Origin of the sequence: Campylobacter sp. BCW_6463 (assembly GCF_001762785.1) — a bacterium.
Taxonomy (GTDB): Bacteria; Campylobacterota; Campylobacteria; order Campylobacterales; family Campylobacteraceae; genus Campylobacter_D; species Campylobacter_D jejuni.
The window spans coordinates 64,162-88,284 of sequence record NZ_MJXL01000030.1; the positions used below are offsets into that span (position 1 = coordinate 64,162).

Below are 24,123 nucleotides of genomic sequence, written 5' to 3' on the forward strand. Positions count from 1 at the left end.
TTTTAGAGAAAAAATATATATTTTTCTTCCATTGGAAAATTTACTTTAGAAATATTATTTGCCGGTATTGGTTTTATGATAACAACCTTTGCTTCACAAAGTCTAATAAACAACAATGGCTTACCAATATCCATGGCTTAGATTATTATAAGTATATTCTTTTAACACTTGGGGAACTATGCGTGTCTCCTATTGGATTCTCTATAATGGCTGAGATTACCCCTGATTTAATCGAAAATCAAGTCATGGGACTTTGGTTTGTAGCAAGTGCATTAGGCAATGCTTTAGCTGGATTCATAGGTGGTAAAGCAAGTGAAGAAAATATAGCTTATTTGCCAAATTTATTTTACCAATGCATGTGGATATTACTTGGTGCTGTTATAATTTTACTTATACTCAAAAAACCTATCAATAAAATACTAAAAAATTAATATTAAGGAGAAAATATGAGTATTTACAAACAAAGAGTATTAGAACTTAGAAGATTAATGAAAGAAAATAATATTGACGCCTATCTCATCTTAAGCGCAGATCCGCATTTGAGCGAATATTTACCAGAATATTACAAAAACAGAGTCTTTATCAGTGGCTTTAAGGGTTCTGTTGGAACAATTCTTATCACACAAAAAGAGGGCTTTTTGTGGGTAGATGGAAGATATTGGCTTCAAGCGCAAAAGGAATTAGAAGGTAGTGGCATACTTTTACAAAAGCAAGATGCTAAAAATACTTTTACCAAATGGTTAGAAAAAAATTTAAGCGAAGATCAAATTTTAGGCATCGATTTTGCACTTTTACCTTTATCTTTGCAAAAAGATTTAAAGATTAATTGCAAGGCAAATTTAAAACATATAGATTTGATAAGTCCACTTTGGAAAGATCGTCCCGCTTTACCACAAGAAAAAATTTATGAACACGAACTAGAATACTGCTCTTACTCAAGAAAAGAAAAATTAGCATTAGTGCGTCAAAAAATGGAAAATTTAAATGCTACTTCTCATTTAATCTCCAGCCTTGATGATATAGCTTGGCTTACAAATTTAAGAGGGAATGATGTAAATTACAATCCTGTATTTTTAAGTCATTTGCTAATCTTGGAAGACAAAGCTTTACTTTTTGTTGATCAGAAAAAAGTAAATTCAGAACTTGAAAAAAAATTAAATTTAGATGGGTTTTGGCTTAAAAATTATGATGAAATCATCATAGAGCTTGAACAACTTGCAAATACAAATTTGCTTATTGATCCTTCAAAAATGACCGCTTTACTCATAAATTCTTTAGATAAAAGCGTAAAAATCATTCAAGAAATTAATCCAAGCACTCACTTAAAAGCAGCTAAAAATACAAAAGAAATAGCGCATATACAAGATGCTATGATAGAAGATGGAGTGGCTTTATGTAAATTTTTTGCCTGGCTTGAAGAAACGATAGAAAATAAAGAATTAATAAGCGAATTGGACATAGATTCTAAAGTAAGCGAATTTAGAGCACAAAGCAAGCACTACATAAGTGATAGTTTTGCCACTATAGCAGGCTTTAACGAAAACGCAGCATATCCACATTATAAAGCCACAAAAGAGAGTTTTGCTTATCTTAAAAAAGATGGACTTTTACTTATTGATTCTGGCGGACAATATAAAAACGGTACAACAGATATTACACGCGTTGTACCAATAGGAAAGGCTAATGCAGAACAAATTCATGACTATACCTTGGTTTTAAAAGCACATATTGCCATTTCCAGTGCAATTTTTCCAAAAGATATAGCTATGCCCTTACTTGATGCAATCACACGCGTACCTTTATGGAAAGAACAAATTGACTATATACACGGCACAGGACATGGCGTGGGATATTTTTTAAATGTCCATGAAGGTCCACAAGTTTTATCTTATCTATCCCCTGTACTTGAAAAAACAAAAGCCAAAGAAGGTATGCTAACCTCCATAGAACCAGGTATTTATAAAGTAGGTAAATGGGGTATAAGACTTGAAAATTTAGTTATTCATACCAAAGTAGAAAATCCTAAAAATAAAGATTTTGGAGAGTTTTTATACTTTAAACCTGTTACTCTTTGTCCTTTTGAAATATCTTGTATTGATACAAAAATGTTAGATGAAAAAGAAAAAAAATGGTTAAACGATTATCACAAAGAAGTATTTGAAAAACTTTCTCCTAAGCTAGGTGATTATCCAAAAGCTCTAGTTTGGCTTGAAAAAAGAACAAAAGCCATCTTTTAAGATACTTTTGTTAATATAGATAAATTTTCCTTGTATTAAACTTATAATTTGTTTAATACAAGGTTTTTAAACCAATTGCTAAAAAAGTTTTTTTTGAAAAACTTAATTTACAACTAGAAATTATTTAAAATATCCAAGTTCAATCATTTTTTGATAAATTTTAGCTACAGTTGCCCCTGAAGTAATATTTCTCCCACCATGCTCCAAAAGAACGGTAACTACATATTTTGGCTTAGAATAAGGAGCATAAGAAGTAAGCCACGCATGAGATCTAGTATAATACTCAAATTGTTTTTCATCAACCCTATTTTTATCTGTCTGTGAAAATCCCACAACCTGAGCAGTTCCTGTTTTTGCTGCAACTTTCACATCAAGATTATGCAAATAACGATAAGAGGTTCCTCCTTGCTCATTGGCAACAGCATACATTGCATCTCTTATATAAGGTAATTGACTCTTTTCAAATAAAGTAAAAATTTCTTTTTTATTTTCATCCATTTGATTTTCTATAGTTGTATTATTATTTTCTATGCTTTTTAAAAAATGAGGTATAACCTCTCCACCTTTTGCGATTTGAGCTGTATATCTAGCAATTTGCATAGGTGTTGCAAGAAAACTACCTTGACCTATAGCTGTATTTAAAGTATCACCTTGAAACCAAGATTGTCTATATCTTTGCATCTTCCATTCTTTACTTGGTAAAGTTCCTAAAAATTCACTAGGTAAATCTACCCCTGTTTTCGCTCCAAAGCCAATGCGAGATAAAGTTTCACTTATTTGATCGATTCCAACTTGCAAACTGCCATTATAAAAATAAACATCACAACTATATTTTATCGCATGTTTTAAATCCACAGGTCCATGGCCTGATCGATTCCAACATCTAAAAAACCTGCCTCCAAGCTCAATGCTTCCATTGCAAACATATTGAGTCGACGGGCTAATATTTTTAGAATTTAAAAAAGAAAGCCCTACTCCCATTTTTACAACAGAGCCTGGAGGATAATATCCATTTATAAGTTTATTTGTAAAAGGATGATCAAGACTATTTGAAAGCTCATCCCAATCCTTAAAAGAAATCCCTGTTACAAAAGGATTAAGATCATATTCAGGGAAACTCCCTGCAGCCAAAATAGATCCATCATTTACATTCATAATTATAGCAGCTCCAGCATTCCCTTCAAACAATGAAGTTAAATAAGACTGAAGCTCTATATCTATCGTAAGTTCTATATCATTAGACTTAGCAGGAGTGTAAGAAAGCTGTTCTACTTCTTGATTTAAGGCATTAACCTTATAAACCCTGGTTCCTTTTTCTCCTTGTAAAATATCATTATAATAGCGTTCTATACCGCTTTTTCCCGTATAGTTAGAAAGTTTTGCTATTTCATTTTCTTGAACATCTTGCAAATTTGCCTTACCTACATACCCAATAATATGCGAAGCCAATTTTCCAAAAGGATATTTTCTTTTTACAACAGGATCTATTTTTATTGTTTTATTAAGATTTAACTCTGAATAATGCGGAATAATCTCATCGTAGGGTATAAAATCTACAACTTTAATAAAATCTTGATTATAGTAAGAATCATTTCTCTTATAAATTTCTGCTAATTTACTAGCATTTAAATCGGGAAATAAATTTGTAAGTTCAGATAATTCTTTATCTAAAATTCCCTTATTTGACTTTTTAATACTTAAATAAGGTTTAATAGAGATACTAAAACCCAAATCATTAATAGCTAATAAAGTTCCATTTCTATCTGTAATTTGACCCCTAACGGGTGGTAAAAATTCAGTTTTTATGGCATTTTGTTTAGCAAGCTCTTCATAATATACATTTGATTTTATACTCAAATAATACACACGACTTAATAAAAATATAAAAAACAATAGTATAAATCCAACAACTAAACGCATTCTCATTTAAATTTTACCTTTAAAAAACACATAAGCTAAGCAACATTCTATAAAAACTGAAACAATATACGCCCATCCTAAAATTTTAATTTTTTCATCTCCAATATAAGACAATATCACATCCAAAAGCAAAATAATGGCGTAAGCACAAAGCACAAAAACAACAGGGATAAATTTACCAATTTTTAAATTTGTCTTAATCCAATCTGCACAAAGATAATAAAAAATAAAAAATGCCAACCAAGATGAAAAAATAAAAAAATTATAAGTTATATCAGTAAAAAATAAAAAAAATAAAGAAAAATACCATCTAAAATCAAGCTTTAAAAAAGTTCTTTCTCTCTCTTCTAGTAAGCAAAACATATAACAGAAAAAAATCCCATAAAGTAACGGAGTATATACAAAAGTCGAACCAAGAATCTGATAGATTAGAAAAAAAAATCCTAAAAGGACATAAGCTCCATTAAAATTTGCTTTATAAGCACTTAAATTTCTTCTCATTTATCAAGACCTAAAGTTTGATTGATGATAATATCTTCTAAAGAATCAAGACCAAATTTATTCAAATTTGAAACTAAAATAGAGTCTTTAAATTCATTTTTTAACTTAGCTTTTTCACTTTGATTTAATTTATCGCATTTGGTAAAAACTTTTAAAATTTTTTGATCAGGTCGTAAAAATCTTTTCAAATAGTCGTTTAAATTTGCATCGATCTCTAAATGAGTATGTCTTGAGTCGATTAAATGTATAAATAACTTTATCGAGGTTCTTAATTTTAAAAATTCATCTAAGTTTTGATTCCATATTGCTTTTAAATTTTTAGAAACCTTTGCATAACCAAACCCTGGCAAATCGATAAAATTGATATTAAATTTTTCTTCATTTCTTTTGCAAGTTACTTCGAAAAAATTTATAAGCTGAGTTTTTCCAGGAGTTGCCGAACTTTTGGCTAAATTTTTTTGTTTACACAAAGAATTGATTAAAGAACTTTTTCCGACATTGGAACGCCCCAAAAATGCTACTTCACTAAAATTTGAGCTCAATTTCTCATCAAATTTTACTAAAGAAGTGATAAATTTAGCACTAATTATCATTTGTCTTTAAGATCAAACACAAAACGAGCAGGTTTTTGATCCTTACTCTCCACTCGATAAATATTAGCTTTTCTATCGACTATTATTTTATCACCAAAAAGTTTTTGATTACTTCCAAGCTCATTTATATAAGCATGACCATTAATCTCGTAAGTATCTTTAATAACATTATAAATAAATTTATCTCCACTACCTTTATAAGTTTTACCCTTTAAAACAATCTTAAACCTAGCATTTTGCATTGCTTCATAACGAATAGGTTTGCGATTTTTATCCGTATAAATAATCAATTTTTCAGAATTTAAAATATCATCACCCCTAATTACTTCTACATTTCCACTAAGAATACTTTCACCCTTATTTTCATCTGAGTAAAAATTTAAAGCTTTTACTTCAATTTGAGTTGCCCAAGTTACACTTACACAAGCTAACAATAAAATTATTTGTCTTGCAACCACGCATTTACTCCTTGGATATTTAAAATTTTGTTTTTTATATCATAGTTTAAAGCATTTCCGTTAATAATACTTCCATTGATCAAAGCTTTAAAATTAGTATTTGTGTGTAAAATTTTATCCTTAGTTTGGTATTCTACCTCTTGAGAAATAATTTTGACATTATTAGCACCTATATAAGTGACATTTCCTTCAAACAAAACCTTGCTCATATCTTTATTGAAAAACTCTAAACGATTCGCACTAAGATTAAAATCTAAATTTAAAGTAATAAAATCATTAAATTCATCTCTATCTGCATATCTCACCCAAGAATTTGCCTTATAATATGCCTTAATTGTACTAGTATTACTCTCATAAGCTTTCAAATTTTTAGCCTCAATATTTTTAAAATTTAAAGCATTAGTTTGCAAATTTAAAGAATACGGATCTTGCAAACTTAAAATTGTAAAAGTAATTGTAAAAAGAGCAATTAAGATTCCAAAAATTTTTATAGCCAAAGCTTATTCCATTCTTCTTCTAGATGATTTTTTTCTACTAAAATTTCTATCATCTGTGCTACAGCAGCCTTGCCACCTTTTTTGCTAAGCACTATATCTACATTTAAATCTTTATGACCATCTTTTGGCTTAAAACTAAGTCCTACACTTTCAAGCAAAGCCTTATCATTAAAATAATCCCCAATAGCCGCACACTGAGAAAAATCTAAATTAAGTTTTTGTAAAATTTCTTTTGCACAAGCTAACTTATCCTTGATGCCTTGATATAAAATTTCTATTTTTAAATCTTTAGCTCTTTTTTCAACACAAGGACAATTTCTACCTGTAATAATAGCAATTTTTTTACCAAGCTTTAGCCAAGCCTCGATAGCCGCTCCATCTTTTACATCAAATTCTTTAATAAATTCTCCATTAGAAGTATAAATAATTTTTCCATCAGTTAAACAGCCATCTACATCCAAAAAAATCAATTCTGTCATAATTTCTACTCTCTTACAACAAATGCACCTGCAAATGCACCACTTGCAGCAAAATCCCTTGCTTCATCTTCACTTCTAAAGCCTGTTAAGAAAACGCGATTTAATCCATCCACTGAGCTTGTGCGTATAGTAGAGCTATAAGTTCTATAAGTTTTATATCTTGCTGCTATCGTTTGTGCTCCAGCTGGGTTTTTAAAGGCTCCAATTTGAACCATGAAATTTCCACCTTCATAAATTTGTCCATTATTTGCAATCTCTCCACTATTTCCATAGTTTACATTAGAATGTACAATATTATTACCCGAATTACTTGATCCAAATCCTATAACCTCAAGCCTTACTGGAGCTGTTCCTGAAGCAATCATATCAATTTGGCTAGCAGCTCCTTTTGATAAATCTATAATACGATTATTCACAAAAGGACCTCTATCATTTACACGAACGGTAACTTGACGATTGTTATTTAGATTGGTTACTTTTAAGATGGTATTCATAGGTAAAGTTTTATGAGCCGCGGTTAAAGCATTTTGATTATAGATTTCACCATTAGAGGTTTTCTTGCCGTGAAAGCCTGGCCCATACCAACTCGCAATACCATCAGCAGTTTCGCCTACTGCTACAACAGTAGGATAATAAGTTTTACCGTTGATAGTATAAGGCTTCATCGTTCCTTTAGTCCCTGAAGAACTAGGACTGCTTTTAAAATCATTTGAAGGATAATACACTTGAGCATTATCCAAGCTAGAAAAAAAGCTAGTGCCTAAACAACCACTAAAAAATAAAGCCCCCAGACTAACGGCTGACAACTTTAGTGTAATTGTTTTTATTTGCATTTTTATTCTCCTTGATTGGTATAATTAATTTTTGATTAATGCTAAGATGATTTTTTGCTATTTTATTGAATTCTCGAATTTCATCAACACTTATATTATAATTTTTTGCTATTTTATATAAAGAGTCACCAGACTTAACAATATAAGTTCTTGTCATAGGTATAGTTGTATCAACCTTCGCAAGTTTTTCTGCTTTAAAATTTTTATCAAAAAATGCTACTTTATTAAGTGGTATATACATATAATACCCTTTACCAGGAGGCGTAAAATTATGTTTAAATTGTGGATTATATTTCTTAAAAGTTGCAAGATCCATATTTAAATTCTTAGCTATTTCTTTTAAAGATGCAGAAGAAGGCACATCAACTTTTGCAAATTCGTTGCTTAAAGCATAATTCATTAAAGACGCATCCTTATCTAGTAAAAAATCCCTATCATTGGCTAAAAAAGCAAGCGTTAAAATCTTTCTTATAAAATTTCTGGTTTCTAAAGAAAGATATTTCTTATCAGGGTTCAATAAAACACTTAAATCATCACTTCCTGCTTGCTTGATAGCTTGTCTTAGTTTACCATTTCCACAATTATAAGCTAAAAGCGCTAAATACCATTTACCAAATTCTTCTTTTAACTCTTTTAAATAATTTGTAGCGGCATAAGTTGACTTGACCGGATCACGCCTTTCATCAACATAAGCATCGATTCTTAAACCCAAATTTCTAGCTGTTGGTTGCATAAATTGCCAAACCCCTACAGCCTTGGCATTAGAAACACTATGAGTTTTCAAGCCTGATTCAACCATAGCTAGATACAAAATCTCATCAGGAACTTCCTGCTGGGCTAAAATTTTTCTTATCATAGGAGTAACTTTTGAAAAATTCTGCATACTATCTATTAAAGTTTGAGCATGTTTTGATTTTATATCTTGTTGAGTTTGCACAAAAATCAAATCACTGATAAAACTTGGGTTAATATCCAAATTTCTTAAAACATTCATTTGTCTTTCGTAAAATTCAGGAGTATTAATTTGTGCAAAAAGAAAATTAAAACATATTAAAAAACACAATAAAATTTTTTTCATTAATAACCTTTAAAAAATAATTTTTCAGAATTATTAAAACAAATTTCTAAAAGCTCTTTTCTTGATAAATTCAATACTTCACACATTTTGTTTGCTACAAATTGAGTTAACAAAGGTTCATTTCTTTTACCGCGATAAGGCTCTGGAGTAAGATATGGAGCATCAGTTTCAAGTAGTAGTCTATCTTTTGGAATTTTAGGTAAAATTTCAACTAATTTCTTAGCATTTTTAAAAGTTAAAACTCCTCCAATACCAAAATAAAATCCCTCTTCAAAAAGAGTTAGCAAATGTTCGCTTGCATTAAAGCAGTGTAAAACTCCTCCTACAAGATCCTTAGAATACCCATGTAAAATCTCATAAGTATCATGATTTGCTTCTCTTGAGTGGATGATAACAGGTTTTTTAAATTCAATAGCAAGTTCGAGCTGTGCGATAAAAATCTTTTTTTGATTTTCTTTTTCTTTTTGAATTTCTTCAGCAAGATCACTTTTAAAACGAAAATAATCAAGCCCACATTCACCTACAGCTACACACTTTTCATCGCATAAATACTGCCTTAAAATTTTCTCATCATAATTATCAATTTCATAAGGATGCACCCCTGCTGCAAAAAAAATATTTTTATATTTATGAGCAATTGTAGCTGCATAAGGCAAGTCTTTTATATCAGCACCAGGTATGATGATTTTCTCTATACCATTTTTAAAAGCACGATTTAAAGTTTCATCTAAATCATCTTTAAATGCTTCACTGTCTAGATGGCAATGCGTATCAACAATCCTTAAACCATCTTGAAAATCAAGATTTAAGAACATACTTCAACTCTATCCTTGCCATTATCTTTTGCTTGAGACAATATTTTACTTGCTTTATCAACCAAAGAATCAATCTTATCTCCACTTTTTCCAAAAACCACGCCTATAGAAGCTGTAAAAAAGACTTCATCTAAATTAACTAAAACACCGGCCTTTTTTATATTTACTCGTATACGAGAAAAGATTTTAATCGCTCTTTCTTGGGATATATTTTTAAGTAAAATACAAATTTTTTCTGCACTATATCTACCTACAAGATCTCTTCCTTTAGTTTCATTAACTATTTCATTAGCGCAGATTTTAATTACTTCATCACCAACTTCACGACCGTATTCATCGTTAATCATTTGAAGATTATCTATATCTAAGAAAGCAAAAGCAAATTCCTCGTCTTTTGTTGCTATTTCATTAAAATAATCATCTATTCCATCGATTAAAGCATTATAATTTTTAACCCCAGATACAGGATCTAAAACATTATAAGTGCTTAAAAATTTTTTATCATCCATATAAGATAAACAACGATCTAAGCGGCAATTAAAGCTTTCTTTGCTTAAAGGCTTGAGCAAATACTCATTAACTCCATTTTTAAAAGAATTCGCTTCAAATGAATCATTATAATCCCCCAAAAGAATCACACCTAATTCATCATCACTAAAACGCTCTCTTACTTGAGTTAAAAGCTCAAAACCACTAATTACTGGCATATTGACATCTGCTATAATAAGCTTAACATCATTATTATCATTTAAATAACTCATTGCTTCTTCACCATGAGCTGCAGCTAAAACATTAAATTGTCTTTGAGTAAGTATTTTTTTAATTTCATTACGTTCAGGTAGCTTACTCATAGCTAAAATCACTTTAGTTTTTGCATATTGATTAAGTTTTATAATAGAACTAATAATCTCATCAACGCAAGTTTCACTTTCTTTAAAAATATAATCTAATATATCTTTATCCATAAATTTTTCTTTAGTAGCCTTATCACCACTAGCCGTAAGAACAATAGCAGGAATTTTCTTTTCTATAACATAATCCACAACTTCACCATTTGGGGCATCCGGTAAACATAAATCCACAAAAGCTAAAAAATAATTATTGTTCATTAACTCCTTAGCTTCAGCAAAACCAAAAGCAATATCTACCTCATAATCTAAAGTCATTTGAATTTTTTTAGCTAAAAGTTTGCCGAGCATTTTATTATCATCAATAATTAAAATTTTCTTATTCATAGTGCGTAAAATACCTTTATATCTAAAATTTTTAATATATTTATTTCAAAAGATAGGGAAATTTTATAGTTATATATTTTAACATAGTAAAATAAAAAATCCGCTTAATTCTTAAACAAGGTCTTAGCAAATTCGATTGCTTCATCACTAACAAGCTCTCCACTTACCATCCTAGCAAGCTCTTTAATTCTTTCTTTTTGATCAAGCTTTTTTACCTTACTTTCTTCGCCATTTTTTTCAACTAAAAAATGATTATGCGCCTTAGAGGAAAGTTGGGGTAAATGAGAAATAGCAAAAATTTGATAAAACTTAGAAAGCTCCTCTAAAACCTTAGCTATACTCATAGCCTCTTTTCCACTTAAATTTGCATCGATTTCATCTAAAAATAATATCCCTTTACCTGCATTTAAAATTTTACATTCTGTGGCTATAAAAGCAAGTCTTAAGCGATTTAATTCACCTGAACTTAAATTTTTTAAATGAGCTAAATTAATATCTAGTATTATCTCATCTTTGCCTAAAATTGAAATTTTTCCACTTTCTTTAAGCGTCAAACTTGCATCTTTCATATAAAGTTCTTTAAGATAATTATTTAAACATTTTTCTAATTTTCTAAGGTTTTTCTTTCTTGTTTGAGTTAAAATTTGTGCTTTTTCTTCTAATTTTTGTTTTGATTCTTGAAATTTTTTTTCAAGTTCTTTTTTTTCAAAACTTAAATTTTCATAATGTTCTAGTTCATGTTTTTTTTGTTTTAAAACTTCTAAAGCATTTTCTATGCTTTCATAACGCTTGATGAGATAGGATAAATTTTCAATGCGATCTAAAAGTGTCTCCACATCAAAATCCAAATCTTCCATTTTTTGATTTTCACAAATCACGCGTAATTCATTTAAACATTCACTAAAAAAACTCGCATCAACTTCGCTTAAATTTAAAGCTTCAATAACAACTTTTTCAAGCTCAAAAATACGCTCTGCCTTACTCCAAGCTTCTTCTAATTTATCTTTTTTAGAAAGCTTCTTTTTAAGTATTAAAAGCTCTTCATACTCACCTATTTTAGGATTAATGCTTGAAATTTTTTCAATTTGCACTCTAGCTAATTCTTTTAATTCTTCTACTTTTTTTTCTTCTTCTAAAATTGCATTAAGCTCATTAGAAATTTGACTATAAGCATTAAAATCTTTTTTAAAATCTTCCAAAAAGGAAACAAAATTTGTATTTTCTTGCATTTCCAAGGCATCTAAGAGATTTAAAAATTTTTCATTTCCAAATTCGTTATTTTCCTTTGCGCTTAAATACTTAATAAAAGTTTTACTTAAATTTTGCAAACTTTTTTTCGCTATGCTTTGATTGTTAATAAAATATTTTGTGTTTTTTTCTTTTAAAAGCTTAAAAACATTCTCCTCTTCACTTTCTATGCCAAAACTTTCTAAATCTAACTTATCATCTAGCTCTATTTCGACAATTTTAGCCTCACTTTCACTCAAAGAAAATGCGGATAAAATTCCTTTAAACAAGACCGATTTTCCAGCTCCACTTAGCCCTGTAAAAACGGTAAGCCCTTTAGAAATTTCAAGCTCAGCCTTTTTAAAACCAAGATTTTCTTTCATAAAAATTCTATTTATCATCAATTTCCCCAGTGTAATTTTTCTTTTAAAATTTGAAAATAATCCCTATTTTTTGGGTGAATTAAAGCCACATTTTTATCACTTAAACCCACTTTTATACTTTTAAAATCATTCATTTTATAATTTTCTTGCCCATCAATACAAAGTACGCAATCCTTTGCCATAATCTCTATTTCAAAACCTTTTGGCAAGACAATAGGGCGTTGTGTTAAAGAATGAGAACAAACAGGAGTTAAGATAAAAGCTTGAGCTAAAGTATAAACTATGGGTCCATTTGCACTTAAATTATAAGCTGTTGAACCCGCAGGAGTTGCAACAATAAGCCCATCTCCAAAATATTCATTAAATTTCTTTTCTTTTCTAAAAACTTCTATATGAGCCATAGATGCTTGATTATTTTTACTGATAACCACATCATTAAAAGCCAATTTTTCTAAAATTTTTCCTTGCTTATCTTCTAAAAAAACACTTAACAAATAAGGCTTTTCTATTCTAAATTCTCCTTGAAAAAAAGCTTGAAAAAAATTTTCAGCTTCATCAACTTTAAAATCTGTTAAAAAACCTAAATGTCCAGCATGAATTCCTAAAACTGCTTTATCATATTCACAAGCTTTACGGCATAAAGAAATCAAAGTTCCATCTCCACCTAAAGAAATAACAAAATCAGATATTTTAAACAAATCATCCAATCCATACTTTGGCAAATTTAAAATTTCAGAACTTTCTTTAAACAAAACAAGTTCAACTTTATATATAGATAAAATCGATTGAAGTTTTAAAATTTCCTTATCTAAACTCACATTGGGTCGCGTAACAAGTCCAATTTTTTTAATATTCTTATGATCTATTTTATTTTGCATAAAAAATTATATCAAATCTTAGCAAAGCAAAAGAATAAAAATACTATAATTTTGCTCATTATCTTAAAAAATCTTTTTCAAGGAATAAATTTGCGAAGTCATTATAATACAGACTTGGGAATTTCCCATGTTGGTCAAAGCGTTAAACTTTGCGGTTGGGTAAATAGCTACCGCGATCATGGTGGAGTTATTTTTATAGATTTAAGAGATAGAAGTGGTATTATCCAACTTGTTTGCGATCCAAATGATAGCAAAGAAGCCCATGAAATCGCTTCCAATGCAAGAAATGAATTTGTACTTATTGCAGAAGGTACTATTCGTCCGCGTGGTGAAGGACTTTTAAATCCTAAATTAAAAACAGGAGAAATCGAAGTAGTTGTTTCTAAACTTACCATAGAAAATGAAAGCGCCGTGCCTCCTTTTGCCATCGCTGATGAAAGTGTAAATGAAGAATTACGTTTAAAATATCGCTTTTTAGATTTAAGAAATCCTAAACTTTATGAAAATTTTGCCCTGCGTTCTAAAGCTTGTATAGCAGCTAGAAATTCTTTGGCAAATATGGGATTTTTAGAAGTTGAAACCCCTATTCTTACCAAAGCCACTCCTGAAGGCGCAAGAGATTATCTCGTGCCTTCTCGTGTGCATCAGGGTGAATTTTATGCTCTTCCACAAAGCCCTCAGCTTTTCAAACAACTTTTAATGTGTAGCGGTTTTGATCGTTATTTTCAAATCGCAAAATGTTTTAGAGATGAAGATTTAAGAGCTGATCGCCAACCTGAATTCACACAAATTGATGTTGAAATGAGTTTTTGCGAACAAAAAGATGTGATCAATGTAGCTGAAACTTTTTTAAAAGATATTTTCAAAGCTTGCGGCAAAGAAATTCAAACCCCTTTTAGACAAATGCAATACAAAGAAGCTATGGAGAATTATGGCTCTGATAAGCCGGATTTAAGATTTGATCTTAAATTTATTGATGTTATTGATATTTTCGCTAAGTCAAATAATGAAATTTTTGCAAATATCGCCAAAGATACAAAGAAAAATCGCATCAAAGCCATACGCGTTCCAAAAGGCGATACTATTTTTTCAAAAAGACAAATGCAAAGATTTGAAGAATTTGTGCGTAAATTTGGCGCTCAGGGTTTGGCTTTCATACAAGTTAAAGAAGATGGACTTAAAGGTCCACTTTGCAAATTCTTTAGCGAAGAAGATTTAAATGAACTCAGCAAACGCTGTGAACTTGAAATAGGAGATGTGGTATTTTTCGGTGCAGGAGCTAAAAAAACCGTGCTTGATTATATGGGAAGATTTAGAATTTTCTTAGCTAACGAGTTAAATCTTATAGATCCAAATGCCTTAGAATTCTTATGGGTTGTTGATTTTCCTATGTTTGAGCAAAATGATGACGGAAGTTATTCTGCGATGCACCATCCTTTTACCATGCCAAAAAATATCGATGAGACTGATTTAGAAGAAATTTCATCTATCGCTTATGATGTAGTACTAAACGGCGTTGAGCTAGGTGGAGGTAGTATAAGAATCCATAAAAACGATATTCAGCAAAAAGTATTTAAACTTTTAAATATCGATGAAGAACAACAAAAAGAAAAATTTGGTTTCTTACTTGATGCTTTAAGTTTTGGTGCTCCACCACATGGAGGTATCGCTATAGGACTTGATAGACTCATCATGCTAGTTACAGGGGCAAACAGCATAAGAGAGGTTATAGCCTTTCCAAAAACCCAAAGAGCACAATGCTTAATGACAGATGCACCATCGCCTGCTAATAATGAAGCAATGAGAGAATTAGGAATCAAACTAAGGGAGAATATAAAATGAAAGAATTGTTTTTAATCATAGGTGCACCAGGTAGTGGAAAAACTACCGATGCCAGTTTAATCGCACAAGCAGATGCGACAAATATTACACACTATTCAACAGGAGATCTTTTAAGAGCTGAAGTAGCAAGTGGGAGTGAGCTTGGAAAAACTATAGATAGTTTTATCTCCAAAGGCAATCTTGTTCCTTTAGATGTTGTTGTAAATACTATAGTTTGCGCACTAAAAGCTGCTCCAACTAAAACTATCATCATCGATGGCTATCCAAGAAGCGTAGAACAAATGATGGAATTTGACAAGGTTTTAAGTGAGCAAAATGAAATTTGTCTTAAAGGTGTCATAGAAGTAAGAGTAAGCGAAGAAGTTGCCAAAGAAAGAGTTCTAGGCAGAAATCGTGGTGCAGATGATAATGAAGAAGTGTTTTACAATAGAATGAAAGTTTATACAGAACCTTTAAATGAAATTTTAGATTTTTATCAAAAGAAAAAACTTCATTTTATTATCGATGGAGAGCGCACTATCGAACCTATCGTCGCAGATATGAAAGAACTGATTAAAAAAATTCAAAGTATATAAGGAGAAAAAATGGATTTAAGCAAAATCAAAATCGGAGATATTCCAAATAAAATCAATGCCGTAATCGAAATTCCATACGGCTCAAACATAAAATATGAAATCGATAAAGATAGTGGTGCTATCATGGTAGACCGCGTTATGGCTAGCGCGATGTTTTACCCAGCAAACTATGGTTTTATTGCCAATACTTTGGCTGATGATGGTGATCCTGTGGATATTTTAGTACTTAATGAATATCCTATCCAAGCTGGAGCTGTGATTCCTTGTCGCTTAATCGGTGTTTTAATCATGGAAGATGAAAGCGGAATGGATGAAAAACTTCTTGCGGTTCCAAATTCAAAAATAGATGCAAGATATGATAATATAAAAACTTACACAGATTTACCACAAGCAACTTTAAATAAAATCAAAAATTTCTTTGAAACTTATAAAATTTTAGAGCCAAACAAATGGGTTAAAGTACAAGATTTCAAAGATGAAAAAGCTGCAATTGAAATTTTAGAAAAAGCAATCAAAAACTACAAATAATCCTAGCCCTTCAAAGGGCTAAACTCAAGGAAAACTCACAATGAAAAATATCGTTTTAGGTGGTGGTTGTTTTTGGTGTGTTGAAGCTGTATTTGAACGCCTAAAAGGTGTAATCGATACTGAAGTTGGATATAGCGGAGGAAATCCAAATCCTAGCTATGAAAGCGTGTGCAATGGTGATGGCAACATAGAAGTTGTCAAAATAAATTATGATGAAAAACAAATCTCTCTTCTTGAAATCTTAACACTCTTTTTTAAAATTCATGATCCAACAAGTATAGATAAACAAGGTGGAGATATTGGTATACAATATCGCTCAATAATCTTTTACGAAAATGAAGAAGATAAAATTTTAGCTCAAAATTTCATCGAAGAACAGCAAAAAATATTAAGCAAAAAAATAGTTACTAAAATTTCAAGATTGCAAACTTACTACAAAGCTGAAAACTATCATCAACATTATTTTACAAATAATCCCAATCAAGGATATTGTCAAGCTGTAATAGCTCCAAAACTGCAAAAAATACAATCAGACTAATTTCATCTTTTTAAGGTTAAAAAAATTTCAACTTTATTCACAGCCTTTTCACGCTGTGATTTTCTTTTCAAAGTACTTAAAAATAGAACTTTAAGCTTTAAAATAAAGAAAAAATTATTTATTGTTTTTTAAGTTTTTTTATGAATTAGTATTTAAATGTGAATAATTTTATTAATTAACATAATTTCCTAAGCTTAGCTATAAAAAATCCATCATAGTCTAAGCTTGGTAAAATCCGTCTGCATTTTGAAATTTCAGCAAATTCTTCACTTTGCCCTGCTTTAGCCTCAACATTTTCCAAATCAATATCTAAAAGATCTAATTTAAACTCGCTTTTTAAAGCATTCTCTATCACTTCTTCATTTTCTTCCTTGGTAAAGGTGCAAGTACTATATACAAGCTCTCCACCTATTTTTAATGCCTTTAAAGCAGAATGTAGAAGTTTTTTTTGAGTTTTTGCAATATTTTTGATTTCTTTATAACTTTTTTCTAAATCAAAACCTATTTTAGCAAAAGTTGAACAAGGCGCATCGAGTAAGATTTTATCAAATTTTAAAGGACATAAATTGCCTATATTTTTACCATCTTTCATAAAAACTTTAGCATTCACGCCGTAATTTTTAAGATTTTTTTGCAAAATAAAAAATCTATCCCTACTCATCTCATTGCAAGCTAAATAACCTGTATTTTGCATAAAATTTGCAAGATTGATACTTTTGCCACCCGGAGCTGCACACATATCAAGAACACTTTGCCCTGCTTTGACCTCTAAATTTAAAGCACACAAATAAGAAGAATAATTTTGTATATAAAAGTACGCCTCATTAAAAGCTTTCATAGAACTTAAGATGGCTTTATCTTTGGCGTCAAACAAATAACAATAAGCATTAATCTTTTTAAATTTTAAATTTTGTTTTAAAAATTCTTTTTCTAATTCTTCAGTGCTAATTTTTAAAGTATTTGCAAATACGCAAACATTTTTTTCTTGAGTAAAAGAAGATAAAATATTTTGCATTTCATCTTTGGTATAAAGTTTTTCTATTCTAGAGAGCAAAATAATCCTTTATCATGATAAAAGCAGCCAAAGAGTCTAATTTACCATCTTTTTTGCGTGTATTTGCTACGCCGTATTCTAAAGCTTCTTTACTTGTTCCGCTTTCATCTACAAAGCAAATTTCTTTATCAAATTCAAGCAAAGAAACAAAATGCTTAATGCGTCTTGTCATTTCTTCTTCACTTGACCCACCCTTAGGAATGCCTACAATGAGTAAAGAAATTTCATGTATTTTAAGTAAATTTTTGATTTCATTAGCGGCTTGATTGCGATTTTTTCTTAAAACTGCATCTAAAGGTAAAGCGATCTTTTTATCTACGCAAAGCGCTACACCTATGCGTTTTAAACCTACATCTAAAGCCAAAGCTCTCATACTAAAACCCTTATAAAAAGCCCTTCTATGGAAATTTTTCCCTCAAGTTCGTATTCATAAACTTTTTGTCCATAAATTTTTAAAGCCTCATCAACACTCACACCTTTTTTACAAAACTCTAAAAATTCATCTTGATTTATATCTATACTTGCAAACTCACTTACAAATTCTTTAAAATCACAGATTAACTTTGCTTTATTTTCCTTTAAAAGTAAATTAGTCCCTGTGCTTTCTCCTAGTCTTTGCGGTAAAACATATAAAGGCTTATTAAGCTCTAAAGCAAGCCTTGCACTTTGCATAGAACCACTTTTTATATCTGCTTGTGCAACCACAACAGCCTTGCTTAAAGCAATAACCAAACGGTTTCTTAGTAAAAAGTCATAATTTTTTGGCAAATAATCATCTTCGTATTCGCTTAAAGCTAAAGCGTTTTCATAAATTTGTTTAATGATTTTTTCATTAGTTCTTGGATAAATTTGATCTAAACCATTAGCAAAAATACCTATAGTATTTGGCATAGCTGCCATACTTGCAGTGATATCCACACCCAAAGCACCGCCACTTACCACGCAAAGATGGGTATTTTTAAGCATACTCACTAAGGAAAAAACACAATTTTTCGTATAAACACTCATACGCCTTGAACCTATAATAGCGATTTTATCTTGTCTTAATAAAGATAAATTTCCTTTGTAGTGTAATTTTTTAGGAGGCTTTTTTAAATCTTTAAAAAGTTTCAAAAATTCATCAGGCAAAATTTCACTTGCCATAAATTTCACTCAAATACACAAGATCAACGCCTTTTAACAAATCCTTACTTTGCTCTAAGGCTTTAAAAGTATTTTTCCTAGGATGTCCTATGGCTATAACAAAACCTTTTTTTTGTGCAAGTTTTACTGCGCTTTGAAGTTGTTTTTTAACATAATTAACATCATCTTCATTATCCAAAAACACATCTCTTTGTATATAAGGCATACTGAGTTCTTTAGCGATTTTATTTGCCTTAGAATTTCCTATAGTTTTAGAATCTACAAAAAATATATTTTGATTTTTTAAAGCCTCGTAAAGCTTTCTCATAGCTTCTTCATTGCTTGTAAATAAACTTCCTGTGTGATTATTGATATATCTTAAATCCTTAAAATCTTTTTTAATTTGCTTGATTTTTTTAAAAATTCTTTCTTTGCTATCATTTGGATTTAAAGTATCAAGCTCGGGTTTATTGTAATTAATCGCTGCTAAAGGTAAATGCACCATATAAAAATCAAATTTTAAAGCAAGTTTTGGCGTTTCGCTATGGTTTTTATCTGGCGGAAAAAAAGAAGGATTTAACTTTAAATTTAAAGCTTTTAAACCTCTAACCTGACTTGCATTTGCCATATCATCGATAATAATAGCAAGTTTTGGTTTTTTAGAAATTTTATTTAAATGAATATCTTCATCAAAAGTTAAATTTTGATCTTGGGTTAAATTTATATCTTTTGGAATAAAATTTTGCTCTAAACTCTGATTTTGTTCTAAACTTAAATTCTGCTCCACACTGCTTAAATTTTGCTCATTTAAACTTGTATTTAAATCATCAATTTCTTGAATTTTTTGCTCTAAAATACTTACAGATTTATTATTATCAAACTCACTCTCTTGAAAAATACCAATTTCGTAATGATCTTTGTTTGATGAAATTAAATCTTCTTGTTTATCAACAAAATAATCCGGCTTAGCAGAAGAAACATCTTGGGAATTTTGATATTTTACTAAAATTCCCAAAGCTAAAGCTATACAAAGTAAAAAAAGTATAGCTATGATTAAATAACGCTGAATTTGAACTAATTTTTTCTTTGACAATGTTTAGTTCTTATCTTTATCTACTAATTTTTTAGCACTGATCCAAGGCATCATAGCGCGCAAATTACGCCCTGTTTTTTCTATCAAAGAATCATTCATATTTTTGCGTTCTGCATGCATTCTAGCAAAACCTGCACGGCGTTCTAAGATAAAATCTTTTGCAAAAACACCATTTTGTATATCTTTTAAAACACCTTTCATCGCTTTTTTAGTCTCTTCAGTAATAATCTTTGGCCCTGTGATGTAATCGCCGTATTCTGCAGTATTTGAGATAGAATAACGCATATCTGCAATACCACCTTGATAAATCAAATCCACAATGAGTTTCATTTCATGCAAACACTCAAAATAAGCCATTTCAGGTTCATAACCTGCTTCAACTAAAGTCTCAAAACCTGCTTGAATCAAAGCACTAAGTCCACCACAAAGCACGGCTTGTTCACCAAAAAGATCTGTTTCTGTTTCAGCTTTAAAGGTTGTTTCTATAATACCTGTGCGTCCGCCCCCAATCGCACTTGCATAACTTAAGGCTAAATTTTTAGCATTTTTACTTTCATCTTGATGGATGGCTATCAAGCAAGGAGTTCCACCTCCTAAAGTAAATTCATTTCTTACTGTATGTCCTGGTGCTTTAGGTGCTATCATAATAACATCTACACCTTTTGGAACAACAATTTGACCATAGTGGATATTAAAACCGTGTGCAAAAGCTATAGCCTTACCTTCACTTAAATTTGGTTTTATTTCGACATTAAAAATATCTGCTTGAATTTCATCAGGAGCTAAAATCATAATCACATCTGCTGTCTTAGAAGCCTCACTTACACTCATTACTTCAAAACCAGCATTTTTTGCTTTAACAGCACTTACACTACCTTCGCGAAGTCCGATAATTACATTTACGCCATTATCCCTTAAATTCATGGCATGAGCGTGTCCTTGAGAGCCAAAACCTATAATTGCTACTTTTTTTGATTTGATTAAATTTAAATCACAATCTTTATCATAATATACCGTAATAGCCATATTCACTCCTTAAAAATTCAAAAATTAAAGGTATTATTATAGCAATTAAAGTATAAATTTCATATTTTTTTTATAAACTTTATGTAAGAATTTTACAAAAAATCATAAAGTATCAAAAGTGAAAGAATTTTTAAACAGTCTTAGTTATGGCATTGGCTCTCACGAAGTAAGCAATGAATTTAAACAAATTTTAAGAGAACTTTTAGCCAATCACATCATCAAAGAACACAAAAACAAATACTATCTTAACAATGGTTTTGCCTTTGGGGTGCTTGATATTTCGAGCAAAGGCACAGGTTTTTTACAATGCTTTGATGAAAGTTTCAAAAAAGATCTTTTGATAGAAAACAAAAACCTAAAAGGTGCAAACTATAAAGATATAGTTGCGGTAAAACTTCTACCTTTAAAGAAAAAACGCCCTAGTGCAAAGGTAATTTTGGTTCTAAAAATAGCCAATGAAACCTCTTTAGTAATCACCAAAAGGTATGGCGAAGCCGTACTTGGAATGAATATCAAAACAGGATTAAGCACTGCCTTAAAAGCTTCTCAAAAATCCTTAAAATCGCTACCTTTAGGAACAGTTTTAAAAATAGAAAATGAAAATAACAATATCATAGAAGTTTTAGGGCATATTGATGATGAAAGTATAGATGAAAAAATCTCCTTAGCTCTTTTTAATAAAAATAACGAATTTAGCGACGCTTGTATCAAAGAAGCCCTAGCAAACGGCGATAGTGTTGATGCGAGTATGTATGAAAATCGCATGGATTTAAGAGCCCTGCCTTTTTGCACTATAGATCCTATACATGCAAAAGATTTTGATGATGCGATTTATTTTGACACTCAAAAACGAGAAATTTATGTAGCTATTGCTGATGTTAGCGAATATGTTTATGCTTATAGTGCTATAGATAAAGAAGCAAGAAATCGTGGATTTTCTATTTATTTTCCACATATTGCCATACCTATGTTACCTCGTCCTTTAAGTGAAAATATCTGTTCTTTAAAACCTCATTTAGATCGCTTAGCGTATTGTTTTAAAATCACGCTCGATCATGAAAATAAAGTCATCAAAGAAGAACTTTTTGAAGGTATTATCAACTCAAAACGCCGTTTTAATTACGATGAAGTTGATGAAATTTTGATACAAAAACCTGATTTAAAAGAGCTTTCATGGCTTTATGAGCTTTTTGAAATAACAAAAAATTTACACAAAATGCGTCTTAAAAATGCTTTTGAATTTCGCACCGAAGAATTAAGAATGAATTTAGATGAAAATTTAAGTCTAAAAAGCACAGTTTTTGAAAAAGACACGCCTTCGCATAATTTGATCGAAGATTGTATGCTTTTAGCTAATAAAGCCGCAGCAAAACTCATAGATATAGGTGTTTTTAGAAATCACTTAAGTGCTGATTCAAGAAAAATCGATAAGCTTTTAAATGAATTACGCGAACTCGGAATCGATGTAAATTTTAAGCCCAATCTTCCTGAGCTCATACGCGATATACAAGCTTTAGCCGATGAGTTAAATTTAAGAGCAGAAGTAGATAAACTCATCATCAAAGCACAAAAAAAAGCGGAATATTCTAGCGTAAATGCGGGACATTTTGGTTTGGGTTTTGATAAATACTCACATTTTACAAGCCCTATAAGAAGATATTCTGATCTTATTTTGCACAGACTTTTAAAAGCCAAACAAAAAAACGATGAAAAACTTTTTAATTATCTGCTTTTAAACATAGAAAGCACTTGCGAGAGTCTTAGCACTCTTGAAAGAGAGGCAGATAAGGTTGCTTTTGATTTTATGGATAGAAAATTTGCTAGATGGGCAGCTAAAAATATAGGCAAAAAATTTAAAGCTTTGATTGTGCAAAATGATGGAGTTTGCATAGCTAAACTAGATGATGAAATCAAAGGAGCGGATATAATCCTTTATGATACGCGTGTGAATTTACTAGAAAGTGTTGAAGTACAAATCATGGAAGCAGATATAGTTATGGCGAAAATTTATGCTAAAATCACCCAAAGACTTATAAAGGAAGAAAATGTATAGAAAAGAGCTTCAAACCCTGCTTTCTAAAGATTCAATACCTAATTTTTTCTTTCTTTATGGAGCAGATAATTTTCAAAGCGAACTTTATGCTGAATTTATAAAAGAAAAATATAAACCCGATGAAACTCTAAAGCTTTTTTTTGAAGAATACAACTTCACTCGTGCGAGTGATTTTTTAAGCGCAGGATCGCTTTTTAGCGAAAAAAAATTACTAGAAATCAAAACTTCTAAAAAAATTCCAACAAAGGATCTTAAAATTTTAGTCGAACTTTGCAAAAACAATGCGGACAACTTCTTTCTTTTAGAATTTTATGATGAAAGTTCAAAGCAAAGTGACATAGAAAAAATTTTCTCTCCTCATTTTGCAAGATTTTTTAAAGCTAACGGAGCTAAAGAAGGCGTGGAACTTTTAAGAATAAAAGCAAAACAACTAGGGGTTGAAATCACTCAAAATGCTTTATTTACTCTTTTTACAAGTTTTGATGAAAACTTGTATCTTGCTGCGAGTGAGCTTAATAAATTTAGTGGTTTAAAAGTAGATGAAAAAACCATAGAACAATACTGCTATAGTTTAAATACAGGAAGTTTTGAAAGCTTTTTTGATAAAATTTTAAAAAAACAAGACTTTAAAAGCGAACTTGAAAAAATTTTAGATAATTTTAATGAAATCGCTTTAATCAACTCTTTATATAATTCTTTTTATCGTTTATTTAAAATCGCACTTTATGTTAAAGTCAATGGCAAAATTGATTTTAAAGAGCTTTTAGGCTACACTCCACCCCCTCAAGTGGGACAAAATTTAAGCTCTCAAGCCTTTAGTTTAAAAATCGAACAATATAAAGAAATTTTCACTCTTTTACTTAAAAGCGAATACGAACTTAAAACCAATCCTAAACTCGTAAAAAAAGAATTCTTGATTTCAAATTTGCTTAAACTTGCAAGGATTTTAAAAAGTTAATTTTTAATCTTCAATCCTCTTCACTTCTTTTTAATCGTCTTAAAATAATTTAAAATGATTTATTGTTAATCTTAGCTGAGTTTTTAAAATACTTTAAAAGAATGATTGTAATCTAAAAAGAGTTTAACAACCTTAAAAACATCCATCCCAATAATTTTAAAATTATCAGGATGAAATTTTTAACAAGTAGGAGAGTAAAC

At 30.3% G+C, this 24,123-nt stretch carries 25 protein-coding genes; 8 read left to right on the forward strand and 17 right to left on the reverse strand.

Annotated features, from left to right (window positions below):
- The first annotated feature begins 206 nt into the window (after window positions 1-206).
- Complete coding sequence (locus tag AJ884_RS10080; RefSeq protein ID WP_070286444.1) at window positions 207-431, forward strand: hypothetical protein; 225 nt, start codon at window positions 207-209, stop codon at window positions 429-431.
- Between the two features lie 15 nt (window positions 432-446).
- Window positions 447-2,237: an aminopeptidase P family protein gene (locus tag AJ884_RS03375; protein ID WP_070286445.1), complete on the forward strand. Its 1,791-nt coding sequence runs from the start codon at window positions 447-449 to the stop codon at window positions 2,235-2,237.
- Between the two features lie 120 nt (window positions 2,238-2,357).
- On the opposite strand, the gene mrdA is transcribed toward AJ884_RS03375, so the two are convergent.
- The 12 genes from mrdA to AJ884_RS03435 form a co-directional block, all read right to left on the reverse strand.
- Window positions 2,358-4,163, reverse strand: a complete 1,806-nt coding sequence (gene mrdA / locus AJ884_RS03380) for a penicillin-binding protein 2 (protein WP_070233177.1) — start codon at window positions 4,161-4,163, stop codon at window positions 2,358-2,360.
- Complete coding sequence (locus AJ884_RS03385; protein WP_070286446.1) at window positions 4,164-4,658, reverse strand: hypothetical protein; 495 nt, start codon at window positions 4,656-4,658, stop codon at window positions 4,164-4,166.
- A complete protein-coding gene (gene yihA, locus AJ884_RS03390; protein WP_070276211.1) occupies window positions 4,655-5,251 on the reverse strand; it encodes a ribosome biogenesis GTP-binding protein YihA/YsxC in 597 nt (198 codons plus the stop codon). The genes AJ884_RS03385 and yihA overlap by 4 nt, the downstream gene beginning before the upstream one ends.
- Complete coding sequence (locus tag AJ884_RS03395) at window positions 5,248-5,709, reverse strand: LptA/OstA family protein (RefSeq protein ID WP_002859586.1); 462 nt, start codon at window positions 5,707-5,709, stop codon at window positions 5,248-5,250. The genes yihA and AJ884_RS03395 overlap by 4 nt, the downstream gene beginning before the upstream one ends.
- Entirely contained in the window at window positions 5,691-6,206 is a 516-nt protein-coding gene (locus AJ884_RS03400) for a hypothetical protein (RefSeq protein ID WP_070276213.1), read from the reverse strand. The genes AJ884_RS03395 and AJ884_RS03400 overlap by 19 nt, the downstream gene beginning before the upstream one ends.
- Window positions 6,197-6,685: an HAD-IIIA family hydrolase gene (locus tag AJ884_RS03405; RefSeq protein WP_002866504.1), complete on the reverse strand. Its 489-nt coding sequence runs from the start codon at window positions 6,683-6,685 to the stop codon at window positions 6,197-6,199. The genes AJ884_RS03400 and AJ884_RS03405 overlap by 10 nt, the downstream gene beginning before the upstream one ends.
- A 5-nt stretch (window positions 6,686-6,690) precedes the next feature.
- On the reverse strand, window positions 6,691-7,518 hold the full coding sequence (locus AJ884_RS03410) for a septal ring lytic transglycosylase RlpA family protein (protein ID WP_070276215.1): 828 nt from the start codon (window positions 7,516-7,518) through the stop codon (window positions 6,691-6,693).
- The gene (locus AJ884_RS03415; protein ID WP_052858977.1) at window positions 7,478-8,596 is read right to left on the reverse strand and encodes a lytic transglycosylase domain-containing protein; all 1,119 of its coding nucleotides are present in this window, start codon (window positions 8,594-8,596) and stop codon (window positions 7,478-7,480) included. The genes AJ884_RS03410 and AJ884_RS03415 overlap by 41 nt, the downstream gene beginning before the upstream one ends.
- On the reverse strand, window positions 8,596-9,411 hold the full coding sequence (locus AJ884_RS03420) for a TatD family hydrolase (protein ID WP_057980181.1): 816 nt from the start codon (window positions 9,409-9,411) through the stop codon (window positions 8,596-8,598). Before AJ884_RS03420 ends, AJ884_RS03415 begins: the two co-directional genes overlap by 1 nt.
- On the reverse strand, window positions 9,402-10,646 hold the full coding sequence (gene cbrR / locus AJ884_RS03425) for a bile resistance response regulator CbrR (RefSeq protein ID WP_070276217.1): 1,245 nt from the start codon (window positions 10,644-10,646) through the stop codon (window positions 9,402-9,404). The genes AJ884_RS03420 and cbrR overlap by 10 nt, the downstream gene beginning before the upstream one ends.
- 104 nt (window positions 10,647-10,750) lie before the next feature.
- Window positions 10,751-12,274, reverse strand: a complete 1,524-nt coding sequence (locus tag AJ884_RS03430; protein WP_070243500.1) for an AAA family ATPase — start codon at window positions 12,272-12,274, stop codon at window positions 10,751-10,753.
- A complete protein-coding gene (locus AJ884_RS03435) occupies window positions 12,274-13,134 on the reverse strand; it encodes an NAD(+) kinase (RefSeq protein WP_070285682.1) in 861 nt (286 codons plus the stop codon). The genes AJ884_RS03430 and AJ884_RS03435 overlap by 1 nt, the downstream gene beginning before the upstream one ends.
- A 90-nt stretch (window positions 13,135-13,224) precedes the next feature.
- On the opposite strand from AJ884_RS03435, the gene aspS reads away from it, so the two are divergent.
- The 4 genes from aspS to msrA are packed head-to-tail and all read left to right on the forward strand — an operon-like array spanning window position 13,225 to window position 16,617.
- Window positions 13,225-14,976: an aspartate--tRNA ligase gene (aspS, locus tag AJ884_RS03440; protein WP_070285713.1), complete on the forward strand. Its 1,752-nt coding sequence runs from the start codon at window positions 13,225-13,227 to the stop codon at window positions 14,974-14,976.
- The gene (locus AJ884_RS03445; protein ID WP_002855137.1) at window positions 14,973-15,551 is read left to right on the forward strand and encodes an adenylate kinase; all 579 of its coding nucleotides are present in this window, start codon (window positions 14,973-14,975) and stop codon (window positions 15,549-15,551) included. Before aspS ends, AJ884_RS03445 begins: the two co-directional genes overlap by 4 nt.
- A gap of 9 nt (window positions 15,552-15,560) precedes the next feature.
- Complete coding sequence (gene ppa / locus AJ884_RS03450) at window positions 15,561-16,079, forward strand: inorganic diphosphatase (RefSeq protein WP_002871349.1); 519 nt, start codon at window positions 15,561-15,563, stop codon at window positions 16,077-16,079.
- Between the two features lie 40 nt (window positions 16,080-16,119).
- Window positions 16,120-16,617: a peptide-methionine (S)-S-oxide reductase MsrA gene (msrA, locus tag AJ884_RS03455; RefSeq protein WP_070285681.1), complete on the forward strand. Its 498-nt coding sequence runs from the start codon at window positions 16,120-16,122 to the stop codon at window positions 16,615-16,617.
- A gap of 175 nt (window positions 16,618-16,792) precedes the next feature.
- Here the strand turns inward: msrA and AJ884_RS03460 are convergent, their stop codons facing one another.
- From AJ884_RS03460 to ilvC, 5 genes are read right to left on the reverse strand one after another with little or no spacing between them, the layout of a single operon-like run.
- Window positions 16,793-17,632 (reverse strand): RsmB/NOP family class I SAM-dependent RNA methyltransferase, encoded by an 840-nt coding sequence (locus AJ884_RS03460; protein ID WP_079861543.1) that lies wholly within the window; start codon window positions 17,630-17,632, stop codon window positions 16,793-16,795.
- Window positions 17,633-17,660: 28 nt separating this feature from the next.
- A complete protein-coding gene (ruvX, locus tag AJ884_RS03465; protein WP_070243497.1) occupies window positions 17,661-18,044 on the reverse strand; it encodes a Holliday junction resolvase RuvX in 384 nt (127 codons plus the stop codon).
- On the reverse strand, window positions 18,041-18,814 hold the full coding sequence (locus AJ884_RS03470) for a DNA-processing protein DprA (protein ID WP_070285712.1): 774 nt from the start codon (window positions 18,812-18,814) through the stop codon (window positions 18,041-18,043). Before AJ884_RS03470 ends, ruvX begins: the two co-directional genes overlap by 4 nt.
- On the reverse strand, window positions 18,804-19,886 hold the full coding sequence (locus tag AJ884_RS03475) for a divergent polysaccharide deacetylase family protein (protein ID WP_070276223.1): 1,083 nt from the start codon (window positions 19,884-19,886) through the stop codon (window positions 18,804-18,806). The genes AJ884_RS03470 and AJ884_RS03475 overlap by 11 nt, the downstream gene beginning before the upstream one ends.
- Before the next feature lie 3 nt (window positions 19,887-19,889).
- A complete protein-coding gene (gene ilvC / locus AJ884_RS03480) occupies window positions 19,890-20,912 on the reverse strand; it encodes a ketol-acid reductoisomerase (RefSeq protein ID WP_002871355.1) in 1,023 nt (340 codons plus the stop codon).
- 118 nt (window positions 20,913-21,030) lie between these two features.
- Between ilvC and AJ884_RS03485 the strand changes: the two genes are divergently transcribed.
- Window positions 21,031-22,965 carry an RNB domain-containing ribonuclease gene (locus AJ884_RS03485; protein WP_070286447.1) on the forward strand — a complete coding sequence of 645 codons (1,935 nt, stop codon included), beginning with the start codon at window positions 21,031-21,033 and terminating at the stop codon, window positions 22,963-22,965.
- A complete protein-coding gene (holA, locus tag AJ884_RS03490) occupies window positions 22,958-23,923 on the forward strand; it encodes a DNA polymerase III subunit delta (protein WP_070286448.1) in 966 nt (321 codons plus the stop codon). Before AJ884_RS03485 ends, holA begins: the two co-directional genes overlap by 8 nt.
- The last annotated feature ends 200 nt before the right edge of the window (window positions 23,924-24,123 follow it).